This is a genomic window from Methylobacterium sp. 37f, from assembly GCF_023093475.1.
Lineage (GTDB): Bacteria > Pseudomonadota > Alphaproteobacteria > Rhizobiales > Beijerinckiaceae > Methylobacterium.
This window is the reverse complement of record NZ_JAGHKN010000010.1, coordinates 26,515-43,517: the sequence shown is the minus strand read 5'-3', so window position 1 is coordinate 43,517 and position 17,003 is coordinate 26,515. Positions and strand designations below refer to the sequence as shown.

The following is a 17,003-nucleotide window of genomic DNA, read 5'->3' as shown; positions in this document are numbered from 1 at the left end:
ACTTTTCGCCGCCGGACTGCACGGCCCTGACGAACAGCGGCGCAGAGTCTCTTCCCAAGGAAAGTCCCTTCTCAACGAAAACCGCCGCCCTGGAGACCAGCGGCGGCGGCGAACGCTCTAGAGACTACGAGGGAGGAACGGGACGGCCGCTAATGCAGCGCGTCGGTATCGGTTCGCAGGCGGTTCATCTCGTCCTTGAGGTGGAGCTTGCGTCTCTTGAGCTCTGCGATGCGCAGGTCGTTCGCCGAGGGTCGGACGGTGGCGTTGTGGATCTCCCGCTCGAGGGCTTCGTGCTTGCGGGCGAGCTGGGTCAGGTGCGTCTGCAGTGACATGAGCTGTGTCTCCTGTCTCGTTTCGACGGGGCCAGACTGGCATATGATCAGCCGGCTGTCGAAGGGTATCGACGGCCATGCTTGCGGGATTTTTGGCGTGATGAATTTTTGGCGTGATGGATCTTTGCGCAGGCCCAGGGTCGAGTCCGCGGATGGTTGTGCAGGAGCCCGGCCGGGTTCTTGCCGGGGCCGACCGGCTGTCGCATGGTCCCCCATGACGGTGGCCCGGGACATCAGGTGCGATGGCGGTTCAGTTCGATAACGATGCCTCGGTGGAACCGGCCGACGAGTTGGCGCGGCTGAAGCAGGAACATCGCGACCTCGACGGGGCGATCGATGCCCTCGAACTCGGCGTGATCGCCGATCAGCTCCAAATTCAGCGCCTGAAGAAGCGCAAGCTCTCCCTGCGCGACCGGATCTCCTATCTCGAGGACCAGATCACCCCCGACATCATCGCCTGACGACGGGGGTGCCTCGGCGTGCTGCCGCGATGGCCTGCTCCCTTGCGGGCGCGGCGTCGCTTTTGTATTCGGCGTTCCGGTAGCCTCGGCACGTCGCCCGGCTTGTCTCGCATGTGCGCGAAGGGATGTGACGACGATGGCGGGAGCCTCCCCGGTCGCGATCATCATGGGCAGTCAGTCGGACTGGGCGACCATGCGGCATGCGGCCGAGACGCTGGATGCGCTCGGCGTCGCCCATGACGACCGCATCGTCTCGGCCCATCGCACGCCCGACCGCCTCGTGGCCTTCGCCAAGGGCGCCAAGGCGGAAGGCTTCCAGGTTGTGATCGCGGGAGCCGGCGGCGCCGCCCACCTGCCGGGCATGACGGCGGCGATGACGTCCCTCCCCGTCCTCGGCGTGCCGGTCGAATCGAAGGCGTTGTCCGGCCAGGACAGCCTGCTCTCCATCGTGCAGATGCCGGCCGGCATCCCGGTGGGCACCCTCGCCATCGGGCGGGCGGGGGCGGTCAACGCCGCCCTGCTCGCTGCCGCCATCCTGGCTTTGACCGACGCGGACCTCGCCGCGCGGCTCGAATCCTGGCGTGCCGCGCAGACCGCCAGCGTCGCCGAGACGCCGCGCAGCGATCTCCCCTGAAGCCTCGTGACTCCTGAAAAGCAGCCTGTCTTGAGAAGTCCCCGTTCGTGACCGCACGCCCTCCCCTCCAGCCCGGCGCGACCCTCGGCATCGTGGGCGGCGGCCAACTCGGCCGCATGATCGCCCTCGCGGCCGCGCCTTACGGCCTCAAGGTCCACATCTTCGCCCCCGACGCCGACAGCCCGGCCTTCGACGTGTCGTCCGAGCGCACGGTCGCGGCCTATGACGACGTGGCCGCCCTGGCGCGCTTCGCGGCCAGCGTCGACGTGGTCACCTACGAGTTCGAGAATATCCCGGCCGAGGCCGCCGAAGCCCTGGCCGCCAAGGCGCCGCTGCATCCCAACGCCGCCGCCCTGGCGACGACCCAGGACCGGCTCACCGAAAAGCGCTTCATCAACGATCTCGGCATCGAGACCGCGCCGTTCCGGGCCGTCGACACGCCCGAGGACCTGACCCGGGCGCTGGCCGAGATCGGCCGTCCGGCGGTGCTGAAGACCCGCCGCTTCGGCTATGACGGCAAGGGTCAGCGCATGATCCGGGCCGAGGGTGACGCCGACGCGGCGGCGATTTTGGCCGACTTCAACGGCGCGCCCTGCATCCTGGAAGGCTTCGTGCCGTTCGAGGCGGAGGTCTCGGTGGTGGCCGCCCGCGGCGCCGACGGGGCGTTCGCGGCCTACGACCCCTGCGCCAACGAGCATCGCGACCACATCCTCGCGGTCACCCGCGTGCCCGCCCCCGGCATCGCGCCGCAGACGGAGGCCGCCGCCATCGGCATCGCCCGGCGCATCGCCGAGGCGCTCGACTATGTCGGCGTGCTGGCCGTCGAGATGTTCCTGGTGCCCCAGGCGGATGGCCCCGCTCGGGTCGTGGTCAACGAGATCGCCCCACGGGTTCACAATTCCGGTCACTGGACCATCGAGGGGGCGACCGCCTCTCAGTTCGACCAGCATGTCCGCGCGGTGTGCGGCTGGCCCCTCGGCGATCCGTCGCGGATCGGCGGCATGGCGGTCGCGATGCACAACCTGATCGGCGACGATGTCGATGCGTGGGCCACGATTCTGGCCCGCCCCGGCGCGCATCTCCACCTCTACGGCAAGGGCGAGGCCCGGCCCGGCCGCAAGATGGGGCACGTCACCGAGTTGCTGCCGAAGACCTGATTCCGGCCCGAAACCGCGGCCCGTTTGCTACACCCGACCCCGGCCTGACCGGTCCGCGATGCTTTCGGAAGCGCGGCTTCCGGCGGGACATACCTTCGCCACATCCGAACGCTTGAGCGGGACCTGTCGCCGATTTTAAGCGCGCATTCACCGCGATGCGGGAGGGTGCCGGCGCACCCGGTTCCGCCCAGGCGGATGCCGGGCGGGAATGCGATCGATTCGGGGGCGGCATCGCGCGCGATGCCGGGGGGAGCGAGGACCATGACGGTTTTGAAGCTGCGGGCGTCGAAGGCGGGGCTGATCGGGGCCACGGCGCTCGTGGCGGCCGCGTTGGCGGGCTGCGAGACCTATGGCGGCGGTGCCACCGCGTCGCGCCAGTTCGCCGTGCTCGAATCCGACCAGACGGGCGCCACCACGGTCAACATCGCCTCGCTCTCCGAGGTGATCCAGCGCAACCCGAACGACGCGGCCGCCTACGTGACGCGCGGCGCGGCCTATGCCCGGGCCGGCCAGTTCAACGACGCCATCGGCGACTTCACCAAGGCGGTGCAGATCGACCCGAACTCGGCCTCGGCCTACAACAACCGCGCGCTCGCCAACCGCCAGATCGGCCGCAATGACGCCGCGCTGCAGGATTTCTCGAAGTCGATCTCGGCCGATCCGAACTATGCTCCGGCCTATATCGGCCGCGCCAACGTGCTGCGCGCCCAGGGCGACCTGGACGGCGCCACCACCGACCTCAATCAGGCGATCCGCCTCGCGCCGGAATCGGCCGAGGCCTACCACGCCCGTGGGCTCGTCCGGCAGAAGCAGGGCCAGAACACCCAGGCCATCGCGGATTTCGACGCCGCCATCGACCGCAACCCCTTCGTGGCGGCGCCCTACGCCGCCCGGGGCCAGAGCCTGATCGCCACCAACCAGTACGACAAGGCGATCGAGGACTACAACGCGGCCCTCAACGTCAACAACAAGGACGCGACCTCCTGGGCCTATCGCGGCCTCGCCTACGAGAAGTCGAACCGCAAGAAGGAAGCGACGGAGAGCTACCAGCGCGCCGCGCAGATTGAGCCCGGCAACCCGATCGCCAAGCAGGGCCTCGGCCGCGTCCAGGGTGGCGTCGGGTCGCTGTTCAACTAAGGGCCGGCTGTTCAGTCCGGCGCTCGGTCGGCGGCCATCGCCCGCAGATAGGCCGCGATCCCGGCCGCCAGGGCCTCGTAGTCCTGCAGGTGCACGCCGTCCGGCGGCACCGCCCGGGTGGTGAGCCCCGGTTCCCCGTCGCGCAGGTCCGCGAACGGGTCGAAGACCCGGCATCCGTGCCGGGCGCAGAGCCGCTCCAGGATCGCCGTGTAGGCGGCCACCGCCGCCGGATCGCGCCCCGTTCGCGCCTCTGGTCCGATCGGCGGCACGGCGGCGACCAGCACGCGATCCGCCTGCGCCGCCAGCCCGGTGACGATGCGCGCCACCGCCGCTTCGAATCCGCCGGACGTGCGCGTCGACAGGGGATCGGCCCGGCGCAGGATGTCGTTCGTGCCGACGAACAGCACCGCGATTCCGGCCCGGACCGGGAAGACCAGCGCGTCGATCACGTCGGCATAGCGGCGGGCCGAGGTGCCGCCGATGCCGCCGTTGACCACGTCCGGCCGCCGCGCCAGCACGTCGCCGACAAGCTCGGCATGCGAGTTGCCCGCCAGGAACACGAAGCCTGGAGCCGCTTCCGCCAGCGCCGCGCGGATCGCCGGCAGGCGCTTGGCCAAGTGCGCGTCGGCGATCTCCCGGTTCCGCCGCCCCGCCTCCGATGGCTCGGACCGCGTCCCGACGCCGAACACCGAAACGCCGAATGTCAGGGCGCCGAGCGCTGCGGCCCCGAGACCGCCGGCGAGCAACCGGCGTCGCGTCCCCCATCCCGGCCGGCCGTCATGGGACCCGCTCATCCGTTCTCCCGATGCCACGCGCGCTCGCGATCACCGGCATCAGCCGCGAAAGACGGGCTCCCGGCAAGCCCAGCCAGCCTGTCTACGGTGTCAGGCCGCCTGGACCGTGGCGAGGAAGCCCGCGACCTCGGCCCCGAGCTGTTCGGACTGGCGCGACAGCTCGGAGGCGGCGGCCAGGACCTGGGACGACGCCGCACCGGTCTCGCCGGCGGCCTGGGTCACGCTGCCGATGCTGAGGGTGACCGAGTGCGTGCCCTGGGCGGCCTGGTTCACGTTGCGGACGATCTCCTGGGTGGCCGCCCCCTGCTCCTCCATCGCCGCCGCGACGCCCATCGCGATGCTGCGCAATTCGCCGATGGTCGCCCCGATGGTCCGAATCGACGCGACCGCCTGGCGGGTCTCACCCTGGATCGTGGTGATCTGATCGGAGATCGTCGCGGTGGCCCGGGCGGTCTGGGATGCGAGCTCCTTGACCTCGCCCGCCACCACGGCGAAGCCCCGGCCGGCCTCCCCGGCGCGGGCCGCCTCGATGGTGGCGTTGAGCGCCAGCAGGTTGGTCTGGGCCGCGATCCCGGAGATCAGGCCCACCACCGTGCCGATGCGCTCGGCGCCCTCGGCGAGGCCGAGCATGATCGTGTCGGTGGCGGCGGCGTTCTCGGCGGCCCGCTCGGCCATTGCCGTCGAGCGGGCGACCTGGGTGGCGATCTCACCGATCGAGGAGGCCATCTCCTCGCTCGCGGCCGCCACGGTCTGGACGTTGGCCGAGGTCTGCCCGGCGGCCGAGGCGGCACGCAAGGCCTGGTCGGCCGTCTGGTCGGCGGTGCGGCTCATGGCCCGCGCCGTCGCCTCCATCTCGGTGGCGGCGGAGGACAGACCATGGGTCAGCTGCGAGACCTGGGCCTGGAACGCCCGCGTGGCCGCGTCCAGGGTTTCGGCCCGGCGCATCTTCGCCGTGCCCTCGACGGCCGCGGCGGCATCGGCGTCGCGCTTGGCGATCATCGCGTCCTTGAAGACCTGGACGGCGAGGGCCATCGCGCCGATCTCGTCCCGGCGGTGCGCCCCCGCGACGGCGGCGTCGACATCGCCGCCCGCGAGCCGGGCCATGGTGCCGGTCATGCCGCCGAGCGGGCGCACCACCAGGGCCAGCACGGTGTAGAGGCCGACCCCGATCGCGGCGGTGGCCAGGGCCAGCAGGACGAGGAGCGCCAGGCGCGACCGGCCGGACGTGGTCTCGGCCCGCTCGAACTCGGCCTGCGCCTCGCGGACCTGCAGGGCGGTGAGCCGGCTGAGGACGCCGTTGGCCTCCTCCATGCCCTTCACCAGCGCCGTATGGGTCGCCTCGAAATCCGGTGTGCCCCCGGCGGCGAGGCGGCGCAGGATGTCGGCCGCGACCGCGCCGTTGTGGTCGATGCGCCGCTGCATCTCGGCGGCGAGGTCCTTCTCCTCGGGCGTCAGGTAGGTGGCGAGATAGGCCGACCACTGCGTCCCGATGCTGCCGAGATCCGCCGCGATCTTCGCCTCCGCGCGGCTGGCCTGCCCGTGCCGGTTCCGGAGTTCGCGCGAAGTCGCCAGCAGGTCGTCATAGGCATCGCGGATCAGGCTGAACTGGCGCAGCGGCACGATGCGGTCGCCGAACACCGCGTTGAAGCTCTGGTGGTTGGCCGACAGGGCGAGATTGCCGATCCCCGATGCGGCGAGCAGCAGAAGCCCCATCACGCCGAGGAGCGTGACGAGGCGGCCTTTGATGGTGGTGAGCATGGGATGGCCTGCCGAAACGAACGTCGGGTGTCCGAAGCCCCGCCGCGTCGGCACAGGCCCGGGGTTCATGGAAGAACCTTCTCAAGCCCAGGTATGCGCCAAGGTATGAAGATCGACGTCGGTCCTCACGAGCAGCGTTTCACGGCCCATAAAAATCTTCGTGAGAAACTTCTGCCGTGCTTTCTCTGACGGCGCCGAGCACTGACCGACGTTTGTCTTCGGCCCGCCGATCTTGATCTTTGATGGTTTGGGAGATCTTCGCGTTCGCCCGCCGTGCGGCGCCCGATCCCTACGACGCAGCGGTGTCGGCCTGGCGGTGCTCGCACAGCATGCGGCGCACCGTTCCGGTGGCCGAGCGGTAGACCACGGTCTCGGTCTCGATCATGCCGGGCTTGAAGCGCACGCCCCTGAGCAGGGCGCCGTCGGTGACGCCGGTGGCCGCCACGATGACGTCGCCGCGGGCCATGTCGCGCAGCTCGTATTTCCGGTTCGGATCGCTGATGCCCATCCGGGCGGCGCGCTCGCGCTTGTCGTGGCTGTCGAGGATCAGGCGACCCTGCATGTGGCCGCCGATGCAGCGGAGCACGCCGGCGGCGATGACGCCCTCCGGCGCGGCACCGGTGCCGAGATAGATGTCGGCCCCCGTCGCGTCGGCATTGGCGGTGTGGATGATGCCCGCGATATCGCCGTCCGAGATCAGGCGGATGCCCGCCCCCGTGGCCCGCACGGCGGCCACGAGCTGCATGTGGCGCGGCCGGTCGAGGATGATCGCGGTGATCTGGGCCGGATCGACGCCCTTGTGCCGGGCGAGTGCCGCGATGTTGTCGGCCGGGCTGGCATCGAGGTCGACGAGGCCGGCCGGGTAGCCGGGCCCGATGGCGATCTTCTGCATGTAGACGTCGGGCGCGGCCAGCAGGGAGCCGGCCTCCGCCAGGGCCGTCACCGCGATGGCGCCGGGCATGTCCTTGGCGCAGAGGGTGGTGCCCTCCAGGGGATCGACCGCGATGTCGACCTTGGGGCCGTGGCCGGTGCCGAGGCGTTCGCCGATGTAGAGCATCGGGGCGTTGTCGCGCTCGCCCTCGCCGATCACCACGGTGCCGTCGATGGGCAGGAGGTTGAGTTCGAGGCGCATGGCGTCGACGGCGGCTTGGTCGGCCTCCTTCTCGCGGCCCTGCCCCCGCAGGCGGGCCGCCGCGATGGCCGCGCGCTCGGTGACGCGCGCGAGTTCGAGCGTCAGCGAGCGGGCCACCGGCACGCGCGATTCCAAATTGCCACCGGACATGTGAGCCTCGCGCCCCTGCGCCTCTCTACGGGCGCTCCTTATGAACTAAAATGCGATCGAGGCACGAAGTTTCGCCGCGAGCACGCACTTTATCGTCGTGGGTCCACACACCGTACCAAACCGGACGGAACCGTCGCTACTCGCGCTCGATCCGGATCAGCTGGGGCGCCTCGGCCAGCAACCCGTCCTGCGCGATGGCATCGAGGGCCGCCCGGATGGTGCCCTCGGTGGCCGCGTAGGTGATCAGCACCAGGGGCACTGGCTGCCCCGAGCGGCCGTGCGGGTCCTTCGTGGCGGCGCTCTCGGAGCGGCGCTGCAGGATGCTCTCGATCGAGATGTCGCGCTCAGCCATGCGGGTGGCGACGCCGGCCGCGACGCCGGGGCGGTCGTGCACGGTGAGGCGGATGTAGTAGCCGCCTTCGTGCCGCTGCATGGCGACGCGCTGCGACGGACTCAAGGCGGCCGCGGCCCGCCCGAAGGTCGGGCGCCGGGTGCCGGCGGCGATGTCGGTGATATCCGCGACCACGGCCGAGGCGGTGGCCTCGCCCCCGGCGCCGGGGCCGATCAGGGTGAGCTCGCCCACCGCGTCGGCGTCGATGGTGACCGCGTTGGTCACGCCCATGACCTGCGCGATGGCGGAGGATTTCGGCACCATCGTCGGGTGGACCCGCTGCTCGATGCCGCCGGCCGCCGCCTGGGCCACGCCCAGGAGCTTGATCCGGTAGCCGAGTTCCTCCGCCATGGTCAGGTCGAGGGGCTGGATCGCCGAGATGCCCTCGACCGAGACGCCCTCGGCGTCGATTTCGGTGCCGAAGGCGAGGCTGGTCAGGATGGCGAGCTTGTGCGCGGTGTCGAAGCCCTCGACATCGAAGGTCGGGTCGGCTTCGGCATAGCCCAGGGCCTGGGCGTCCTTGAGGCAGGCCTCGAAGGTCAGGCCCTCGCGCTCCATCCGGGTCAGGATGTAGTTGCAGGTGCCGTTCATGATTCCGTAGACGCGCGACACGGCATTGCCGGTCAGGCCCTCGCGCAGGGCCTTGATCACCGGGATGCCGCCCGCGACGGAGGCCTCATAGGCCAGGGCCACGCCCGCCGCCTCGGCCTGCCGGGCCAGGGCCGCGCCGTGCTTGGCGAGCAGTGCCTTGTTGGCGGTGACCACGTGCTTGCCGGCCGCGAGGGCGGCCTCGACGGTGGCCCGGGCCGGGCCTTCGGCACCCCCGATCAGCTCCACCACGCAATCGACCTCGCCCGAGCGCGCCAAAGCCACCGGATCGTCGAACCAGGTCACGCCCGCGAGGTCGAGGCCCCGGTCGCGGCCCTTGTCGCGCGACGAGACGGCGGTGACGCGAATCGCCCGCCCGCTGGTCTGCCCGAGGGCTTCGGCCCGGCGGGCGACCATGCGGACGACGGCGGCGCCCACGGTGCCGAGGCCGGCAACGCCGAGGCGAAGGCTCTGTGTCATGGCTGTCTGTCCGTCACTCTGTCGCGCCGTGGACCTGCCGCGCCGGCGGTGAACCCGGCGGGGGTCTCGCGTCGATCGGCGGATGCGTGCGCCGCGCTCGACGCGGCCCGATCTTCTGCAACGAATTGTCGGGGGGCGCAACAAAACGGCGGTCCGCCGCCCGTGCGGGTCACGCACCGCGCCGGCGGTAGCGGACGGCGGTGAGGGTCAGCCCGAAGAGCACGCCCGCGTTCAGGACATGCCACAGGGCATGGGTGCCCAGCGGCCAGACCGGGCAGATTGCCCGGTCCAGGGTGCGGAGGGTCAGCGACAGGCAGAACAGGGCCGCGATCCACAGGAGCGCCCGCCCGGCCTCGGCGCGGGCCGGGCCGAGGGCACAAGCCTGGGGCCGCAGCAGGCCGGCGGCGACGCCCGCCAGCGCCAGGATGGCCGGAAGGTAGGCGACCGAACCGTTGGTGAGCACCTCCGTCGAGCGGCCGGTGAGCGCGTCGAGGGCCGGCTCCAGGCCGAAGCCGAAGGCCGCGAAGGCCAGGGTGGCCAGGAGCGCGGGCGCGAGGCCGAGGCCGAAGAAGCGCCGCAGGACGAGCAGGACGTAGCCGTGGATGAACAGCGCGATCGGGATCACGTCGGCCAGCAGCGACCAGCGCACCGCCAGGGTGTGAAACAGGAACGAGCCCAGGCCCACCACCGCCATCAGGGCGCCGAGGAGCAGCGCCGGTCCGTCGGAGCGTTCCGAGCGCCGAATCCGCCAGACCACGGCGGCGGAAGCGGCCAGGAAGGCCCCGTTCGACAGGGCGTTGACCGGCTCCGCCCAGAAGCCCGGATCGGACCGCTCGCAATAGGCGCAGATCGGTGCCCACCAGTCCCCGGCCATCCGGCCCTCCATCGCAGGCCTCGAGCCTTGCGCTCCGGGAGCCTTGCGCGCTTGAGTCTTGCCCGCCTCAAGCCTTGCCCGCTTCAAGCCTTGCCCGCTTCAAGCCTTGCCCGCTTCAAGCCTTGCCCGCTTCAAGCCTTGCCCGCTTCAAGCCTTGCCCGCTTCAAGCCTTGCCCGCTTCAAGCCTTGCCCGCTTCAAGCCTTGCCAGCCGGAAGCGAAGGCCCGATGACGGACCTTCGCGCGCAAACGCCCTCAGAGACCCCCTGCCCATGCGGATCGCCACCTGGAACGTCAACTCGATCAAGCAGCGCGTCGGGCACCTGGTCGGGTTCCTCGACGACGCCAAGCCGGACGTGGTCTGCCTGCAGGAGCTGAAATGTCAGGACGAGGGCTTTCCCCGGGCCGAGATCGAGGCGGCGGGTTACGCGGTCGAGACCCTCGGTCAGAAGGCCTATAACGGAGTCGCCCTGCTGGTCCGGGCACCGCTCGCCATGTCCGAGATCCGCCGCGGCCTGCCGGGCGACGACACCGACGAGCAGGCCCGCTACATCGAGGCGCTGATCTCCGGCGAGGGTGTGCGGCCGGTCCGCGTCGCCTCGATCTACCTGCCGAACGGCAACCCGGTCGACACCCCGAAATACCCCTACAAGCTCGGCTTTCTGGAGCGCTTGCGCGCCCACGCGCGGGCTCTGCGCGAGACCGAGGAGGCGCTGGTCCTGGCCGGTGACTACAACGTCATCCCGGAGCCCGAGGACGCCGCCGATCCCGAGGCCTGGCGCGCGGACGCGCTGTTCCTGCCACAGAGCCGGGCGGCGTTCCGCGCCCTCCTGGCCGAGGGCTTCACGGATGCGGTCCGCGCCTGCGATCCGCGGCCGGGCCTCTACAGCTTCTGGGACTACCAGGCCGGCGCCTGGAACCGGAATGCCGGCATCCGCATCGACCACCTGCTGCTCTCGCCTCAGGCCGCCGACCGGCTGGTCTCGGCCTCGGTGCAGAAGCACCTGCGCGGCCTGGAGAAGCCCTCCGACCACGTACCGGTGACGGTGGAACTCACCGACGCGTGAGCGAACGAACGGCTCCCCCGGGGGTTGGGCTACGCTGTCTCTATGCGCAGACGCTGCCCCATCCACCAGGAGAAACCCCCGCGTGAAACTCTACGGCACCGGTTATTCGCCCTACGTCCGCAAGGTCCTCGTCGCCCTGGCCGAGAAGCGCCAGGATTTCGAGCACATCCCGCTGTTCTTCCACGACACGGATCCGGCCTTCCAGGCGGCGAGTCCGCTCGGCAAGATCCCGGCTTTCGACGATGACGGCTTTCTGCTCGCCGATTCCTCGGCGATCCTGACTTATCTCGAAGCGAAGGTTCCGAGCCCGGCGCTGTACCCGACCGACGCCAAGGCGCTCGGCCGCGCGATCTGGTTCGACAAGTACGGCGACACCGAGATGTTCGACGTGATCATCAAGCCGTTCGCCAACCGGGTCGTGAAGCCGAAGATGCAGGGCAAGCCCGGCGACGAGGCCGCCGTCACCAAGGCGCTGACCGAGGAACTGCCGCCCATCTACGATTACCTGGAGGCGCAGATCGACGGGCCCTACCTCGTCGGTGATGCCTTCAGCATCGCGGACATCTCGGTGGTGACGGGTTTCCACAACCTGCATCTGGCGGGCGAGCGGGTCGATGCCGGGCGCTGGCCCAAGCTGGCGGCCTATGTCGACGCCATCCTGGCGCGGCCGTCCTTCGTCACCGCCCTGGCGGCGCGGACGAGCGCGAACTGACGGTTCCGCTCGAATTCGCTGCGGGATCCATCCGATCCCGCGCGGGTCAGCGGCGGCGGCGGGCCGAGCCGGTGACCTGCGCGCTGGCCTGGGAGGCCTGCTCCATCGCGGCGGCGCGGTCCTCCTCGCTCGCCGAGGCCCAGACCTTCTCGTAGAGGGCGACGATCCAGTCGTCCTTGCGCCCCTGTGCGGCGTCGCGGGCCATCGACAGCCACATCAGCCCGCGGGCGCGCTGGGCCGGTACGCCCTGGCCGTTGACCAGGAGTTGGCCCAGCAGGGCCTGGGCCGGGGCATGACCCTTCTCGGCGGCGAGGTTGAACCAGCGCGCGGCCTGGCGCGCATCGGTGTCGACGCCGGTGCCGTCGAGGTAGAGGCGGCCGAGATTGTACTGCGCGTTCGGGTCGCCGAAATACGAGGCGGCATAGTTGAACATGTCGTAGGCGCGCTCGGGATTCGGGCGCACGTAGGTGCCCTTGATCCCGTCGAGGAAGTAGGCCCCGAGCGCCGTGAAGGCGCTCGCGACCACGCCCGAGTTCTGGGCATCCGGCCCCTCGTCGGTCGGATCGTCGGCGATGCGCGAGAAGAACTCGAACGCCTTGAGGTCGTCGTGGGGCACGCCGTCGCCCTCCGCATACATGCGGCCGAGCTTCCACAGCGCCAGGGCATGGCCCTGGTCGGCGGCATATTCCAGGGCGCGGGCGGCGCCGACCTTGTCGCCGGCATTGTAGTCGCGCACGCCCGTGCGCAGGGCCTCGCGGGCGCTGCGATAGTTGCCGGTCGGCACGGGTGTCCGCACGGTGGCGTCGAGCGCCATCGCCGGACCGGCGCCGAGGAACACGAGCCCCGCCGCCGCCGCGAGCCGACGGACGCGCAGCGCCAGCGGCCGATCCCGGGCGGCCCGGACCGGCCGCAGGGCGCGGCCGTGGGCTGTCCTAGATGTCCGCATAGGTGTGCGTCTCCTCGGCGCCGCCCGGATGGGTCACCGCGCCGTTCACCGCCGGACCGACGGTCTGCTGGTACTTCCACAGGTAGCCGGAGGTGGCCGAGTTGGTGCGCGGGGTCCAGGCGGCCCGGCGCTTGGCGAATTCCTCGTCGGTCACGGCCACGTCGAGCGTGCCCTTGATGGCGTCGAGGGTGATGACGTCGCCGTCCTGGATCAGGCCGATCGGGCCGCCGATCGCCGCCTCGGGACCGACATGGCCGACGCAGAAGCCGCGGGTGGCGCCCGAGAAGCGTCCGTCGGTGATCAGCGCGACCTTGTCGCCCATCCCCTGCCCGTAGAGGGCGGCGGTGGTGGACAGCATCTCGCGCATGCCGGGGCCGCCCTTCGGACCCTCGTAGCGGATGACCAGCACCTCGCCTTCCCGGTAGGTGCGCTTCTGGACCGCCTCGAAGCAGGCCTCCTCGCCGTCGAAGACGCGGGCCGGGCCGGTGAAGACCTGCTTGTCCTCCGACATGCCCGCCACCTTCACGATGGCGCCCTCGGGGGCGAGGTTGCCGCGCAGGCCGACGACGCCGCCGGTCGGCGTCAGGGGCGTGGCGGCGGAGCGGACCACGTCCTGGTCCGGGTTCCAATGCACCTTCTCCATGTTCTCCGCCATGGTGCGGCCGGTCACGGTCATGCAGTCGCCGTGCAGGAAGCCGTGATCCAGCAGCGTCTTGAGCAGGAGCGGAATGCCGCCGACCTCGAACATGTCCTTGGCGACGTAGCGCCCGCCCGGCTTCAGGTCGGCGATGTAGGGCGTCCGCTTGAACACCTCGGCGACGTCGAACAGGTCGAACTTGATGCCGCATTCGTGGGCGATCGCCGGGAGGTGCAGGGCGGCGTTGGTGGAGCCGCCCGAGGCCGCGACGGCGGCCGCCGCGTTCTCCAGGCTCTTGCGGGTGACGATGTCGCGCGGGCGGATGTTCTTGGCGATGAGCTCCATCACCTTCTCGCCCGCGGTCATGCAGAATCTGTCGCGGATCTCGTAGGGCGCCGGGGCGCCGGCCGAATAGGGCAGCGCCAGGCCGATGGCCTCGGAGACGGTCGCCATGGTGTTGGCGGTGAACTGCGCGCCGCAGGCTCCGGCCGAGGGACAGGCGACCTGCTCCAGCTCGTCGAGATCGTCGAGGGACATGTCGCCGACCGCGACCTTGCCGACGGCCTCGAACAGGTCCTGCACCGTCACCGGGCGACCCCGGAAGGAGCCGGGCAGGATCGAGCCGCCATAGATGAAGATCGCCGGCACGTTGAGGCGCACCATCGACATCATCATGCCGGGCAGGGACTTGTCGCAGCCGGCCAGCCCCACGAGGGCGTCGTAGGCGTGGCCCCGCATGGTCAGCTCGACCGAATCGGCGATGACCTCGCGGGAGGGCAGCGAGGCGCGCATGCCGGCATGGCCCATGGCGATGCCGTCCGTCACCGTGATGGTGCAGAACTCGCGCGGGGTGCCGTTGGCGGCCGAGACGCCCTTCTTGACCGCCTGCGCCTGGCGCATCAGCGAGATGTTGCAGGGCGCGGCCTCGTTCCAGCACGAGGCGACGCCCACCAGCGGCTGGTGAATCTGCTCGCGGGTGAGGCCCATGGCGTAGAGGTACGAGCGGTGGGGGGCGCGCTCGGGCCCCTCCGTGACATGGCGGCTCGGAAGCTTCGACTTGTCGGTTTTACGCGCGTCCATCGTGGTGTCTCGCCGCCCCGGCCTGATCCGCATGGGTGAGCTCGGGGCGACCGCGGACAGGTGGGTGCGTTCCGGGGAAACCCACGGCGCGCGGTCCCACCGGACCGTTTCTCGGAAAGCGTCTGAACTCCGCGGTAAAGCGTTGGGGGGACTATCGTTTACCGCGCTTGCTGAGGTGGTCCCGGTTTATGGCGGGATCGCGGCGGCGAAAGGGGTCTCCCAAGGCAAAGTCGGGATGCTTTCAGGGTGTTGCGACCCCGCCACAGCCACGCTTTGGTGCGGAAAACCTTCCGAACAACCTGCGCCCGCAGCGGTTTTCGCGCTCCGGCGTCTTGGCGGAGCTTGGCCGGGCCTTCAGGCGGGCGGCTGCCCCGTCGGGCCGGGCCCGAGCTTCGTCGGGTCCGGCGCCGCCTCCAGGGCCGGCCCGCTGCCGTCCTTCAGGGACACGCCCGAGATCCCCAGGGCGAAGGCCTGGGTCAGCAGCCAGTCGAGCTTGAACGCGGCCAGTTCGTGCGAGAGCCCGGCCGGGCGCACGTTCGAGATGCAGTTGCGCTCGGCATCCGAGCGCCCCACCCGCGGGTCGAAGGTGAGGTAGAGCCCGAGGCTGTCCGGCGAGGACAGGCCGGGCCGTTCGCCGATGATCACCACCACGGCGCGGGCTTTCAGCGCGGCGCCGATGCCGTCGCCGAGGGCGACCCGGGCTTGCGTCGCCACCACGACGGGGGCGAGGCGCCAGCCGGCGCGCGCGATGTGCAACTGGAAGGCGGCGAGGAAGCTGGCCGCGCCCTCGTGCACCGCCCGCGCCGAGAGCCCGTCCGCGACCACCAGGGCGAGGTCGACCGGCCCGTCGCCCCGGGCCGCGAGAGCGGCCTGCGCCTCGTCCCCGAGGGCACGGCCGAGGTCGGGGCGGCGCAGGTAGGTCGCCCGGTCCGGCGCGGCGGAGGCCAGCGCCAGGGTGTCGTAGCCGAGCGCCGCGATGCCGGCCCTGACCGTCTCCCCGTCGAGGGGCGTGTGCACGGCGTCGCGGGCCTGGGCGTGGGCGAGGCCGAAGCGCAGCACCTCGCGGGTCGGCAGGCCGGAGCCGACCCGTCCGAGACCGATGCGGGCTGGGGTAAGCCGCGCGAGGCGGGCCCAGGGATCGGCGTCCGTCGTGGTGTGATCGTCGCTCATGCGGCCATCCCCCGATCGCCCAGGCCGGGGGCGGCGGCGATGAGGCGGGCGCTCGGCCCCTCCGGCAGCAGGGTGCCGTCCGCGTCGGTGAGCCCGATCTGCGCGAGCCAGGCCTCGAATTCCGGGGCGCGCTTCAGGCCCAGCACCTCGCGCAGGTAGAGCGAGTCGTGGAACGAGGTCGACTGGTAGTTCAGCATGACGTCGTCGGCCCCCGGAATGCCCATGACGAAGTTGCAGCCCGCCGTCCCCAGCAGGGTCAGCAGGGTGTCCATGTCGTTCTGGTCGGCCTCGGCGTGGTTGGTGTAGCAGACGTCCACTCCCAGCGGCACGCCCATGAGCTTGCCGCAGAAATGGTCCTCCAGCCCGGCCCGGATGATCTCCTTGCCGTCGTAGAGGTATTCCGGCCCGATGAAGCCCACCACGGTGTTGACGAGCAGCGGCCGGAACGGGCGCGCCACCGCGTAGGCCCGCGCCTCCAGGGTCTGCTGATCGATGCCGTGGTGCTGGCCGGCCGAGAGGGCCGAGCCCTGCCCGGTCTCGAAATACATGCAGTTGTCGCCGATTGTGCCGCGCTTGAGGGCCAGCGCCGCCTCGTGCGCCTCCCGGAGGATCGGCAGGGTCACGCCGAAGCTGGCATTGGCCCCTTGCGTGCCGGCGATCGACTGGAACACCAGATCGACCGGCAGGCCCCGGTTCATCGCCTCGATCGTGGTGGTGACGTGGGTGAGGATGCAGCCCTGCGTCGGGATCTCCAGGCGGCGGATCAGGTCGTCGAAGAGGTGGAGCAGCCCGCTCAAGGTCGAGACCGAATCGGAGGCCGGGTTGAGGCCGATCACCGCGTCGCCGCAGCCGTAGGACAGGCCGTCGAGGATCGAGGCGGTGATGCCGGCGGCATCGTCGGTGGGGTGGTTCGGCTGCAGCCGCACCGCGAGGCGCCCCGGCAGCCCGATGGTGTTGCGAAAGCGCGTGACCACCCGGCACTTGCGCGCCACCAGGATCAGGTCCTGATTGCGCATGATCTTGCTGACCGCCGCCGCGATTTCCGGGGTGATGCCCGGCGCGATCCGCGCCAGGGTCTCGGACGTGGCCGTGAGCAGGAATTCGCGAAAGTCGCCGACCGTGAGATGGGCGATGTCCGCGAAGGCCGGCACGTCGTGGGTGTCGAGGATGAGCCGGGTGACGTCGTCGTCCTCGTAGGGAATCAGCGGCCGGGCCAGGATCTCGCGCAGGGGCACGTCGGCGAGGCACCAGCGCGCCGCCATCTCCTCCTCGGCCGATTCCGCCGCCACGCCGGCGAGCCGGTCGCCGGAGCGCACCGGCGTCGCCTTGGCCATCAGGGTCGCGAGATCGGCGAAGACGTGGGTGCGTGGACCGACGATGTGACGATAGGCCATGGCTCGACCCTCTCCTGAAGGACAGACATTCGCATCCTCGAACGCAGCCGCGAATGCGCCGCGCCGCGCCGCTCGCCACAAGGGGTACGGTACGCCCGCCGGCAGGGGAAC

Annotated in this window: 16 protein-coding genes; 6 read left to right on the top strand and 10 right to left on the bottom strand. The window is 70.8% G+C overall.

Annotation, left to right across the window (positions count from 1 at the left end; translation table 11 throughout):
• Window positions 1–149: 149 nt before the first annotated feature.
• A complete protein-coding gene (locus tag J7U37_RS08995) occupies window positions 150–332 on the bottom strand; it encodes a DUF465 domain-containing protein (protein WP_056184134.1) in 183 nt (60 codons plus the stop codon).
• Window positions 333–574: 242 nt separating this feature from the next.
• On the opposite strand from J7U37_RS08995, the gene J7U37_RS08990 reads away from it, so the two are divergent.
• The 4 genes from J7U37_RS08990 (at window position 575) to J7U37_RS08975 (ending at window position 3,721) form a co-directional block, all read left to right on the top strand.
• Window positions 575–793, top strand: a complete 219-nt coding sequence (locus J7U37_RS08990) for a DUF465 domain-containing protein (protein ID WP_056184136.1) — start codon at window positions 575–577, stop codon at window positions 791–793.
• Between the two features lie 136 nt (window positions 794–929).
• Window positions 930–1,427 carry a 5-(carboxyamino)imidazole ribonucleotide mutase gene (gene purE, locus J7U37_RS08985; RefSeq protein WP_247635497.1) on the top strand — a complete coding sequence of 166 codons (498 nt, stop codon included), beginning with the start codon at window positions 930–932 and terminating at the stop codon, window positions 1,425–1,427.
• A 47-nt stretch (window positions 1,428–1,474) separates the two neighbouring features.
• Complete coding sequence (locus tag J7U37_RS08980) at window positions 1,475–2,584, top strand: 5-(carboxyamino)imidazole ribonucleotide synthase (protein ID WP_348772984.1); 1,110 nt, start codon at window positions 1,475–1,477, stop codon at window positions 2,582–2,584.
• Between the two features lie 261 nt (window positions 2,585–2,845).
• Window positions 2,846–3,721 (top strand): tetratricopeptide repeat protein, encoded by an 876-nt coding sequence (locus J7U37_RS08975; RefSeq protein WP_056482185.1) that lies wholly within the window; start codon window positions 2,846–2,848, stop codon window positions 3,719–3,721.
• Between the two features lie 11 nt (window positions 3,722–3,732).
• Here the strand turns inward: J7U37_RS08975 and J7U37_RS08970 are convergent, their stop codons facing one another.
• The 5 genes from J7U37_RS08970 to J7U37_RS08950 form a co-directional block, all read right to left on the bottom strand.
• The gene (locus tag J7U37_RS08970; protein ID WP_247635496.1) at window positions 3,733–4,515 is read right to left on the bottom strand and encodes an SGNH/GDSL hydrolase family protein; all 783 of its coding nucleotides are present in this window, start codon (window positions 4,513–4,515) and stop codon (window positions 3,733–3,735) included.
• A 90-nt stretch (window positions 4,516–4,605) separates the two neighbouring features.
• Entirely contained in the window at window positions 4,606–6,273 is a 1,668-nt protein-coding gene (locus tag J7U37_RS08965; protein ID WP_247635495.1) for a methyl-accepting chemotaxis protein, read from the bottom strand.
• 289 nt (window positions 6,274–6,562) lie between these two features.
• A complete protein-coding gene (gene glpX / locus J7U37_RS08960; RefSeq protein WP_056184148.1) occupies window positions 6,563–7,555 on the bottom strand; it encodes a class II fructose-bisphosphatase in 993 nt (330 codons plus the stop codon).
• A gap of 136 nt (window positions 7,556–7,691) precedes the next feature.
• Window positions 7,692–9,014 (bottom strand): homoserine dehydrogenase, encoded by a 1,323-nt coding sequence (locus J7U37_RS08955; protein ID WP_247635494.1) that lies wholly within the window; start codon window positions 9,012–9,014, stop codon window positions 7,692–7,694.
• Window positions 9,015–9,183: 169 nt separating this feature from the next.
• Window positions 9,184–9,888 carry a ceramidase domain-containing protein gene (locus J7U37_RS08950; RefSeq protein WP_247635493.1) on the bottom strand — a complete coding sequence of 235 codons (705 nt, stop codon included), beginning with the start codon at window positions 9,886–9,888 and terminating at the stop codon, window positions 9,184–9,186.
• 270 nt (window positions 9,889–10,158) lie between these two features.
• On the opposite strand from J7U37_RS08950, the gene xth reads away from it, so the two are divergent.
• Together xth and J7U37_RS08940 are read left to right on the top strand one after the other, a co-directional pair.
• The gene (gene xth / locus J7U37_RS08945) at window positions 10,159–10,953 is read left to right on the top strand and encodes an exodeoxyribonuclease III (protein ID WP_056482173.1); all 795 of its coding nucleotides are present in this window, start codon (window positions 10,159–10,161) and stop codon (window positions 10,951–10,953) included.
• An 82-nt stretch (window positions 10,954–11,035) separates the two neighbouring features.
• Entirely contained in the window at window positions 11,036–11,665 is a 630-nt protein-coding gene (locus J7U37_RS08940) for a glutathione S-transferase family protein (RefSeq protein WP_056184154.1), read from the top strand.
• Between the two features lie 46 nt (window positions 11,666–11,711).
• Here J7U37_RS08940 and J7U37_RS08935 read toward each other — a convergent pair whose 3' ends face one another.
• From J7U37_RS08935 to J7U37_RS08920, 4 genes are all read right to left on the bottom strand, one after another.
• The gene (locus tag J7U37_RS08935; RefSeq protein ID WP_200935847.1) at window positions 11,712–12,479 is read right to left on the bottom strand and encodes a tetratricopeptide repeat protein; all 768 of its coding nucleotides are present in this window, start codon (window positions 12,477–12,479) and stop codon (window positions 11,712–11,714) included.
• Between the two features lie 118 nt (window positions 12,480–12,597).
• On the bottom strand, window positions 12,598–14,328 hold the full coding sequence (gene ilvD / locus J7U37_RS08930; protein WP_056184157.1) for a dihydroxy-acid dehydratase: 1,731 nt from the start codon (window positions 14,326–14,328) through the stop codon (window positions 12,598–12,600).
• Window positions 14,329–14,682: 354 nt separating this feature from the next.
• Entirely contained in the window at window positions 14,683–15,498 is an 816-nt protein-coding gene (gene eutC / locus J7U37_RS08925; protein WP_247635492.1) for an ethanolamine ammonia-lyase subunit EutC, read from the bottom strand.
• Window positions 15,495–16,892: an ethanolamine ammonia-lyase subunit EutB gene (locus tag J7U37_RS08920; protein ID WP_247635491.1), complete on the bottom strand. Its 1,398-nt coding sequence runs from the start codon at window positions 16,890–16,892 to the stop codon at window positions 15,495–15,497. Before J7U37_RS08920 ends, eutC begins: the two co-directional genes overlap by 4 nt.
• Window positions 16,893–17,003: the final 111 nt, after the last annotated feature.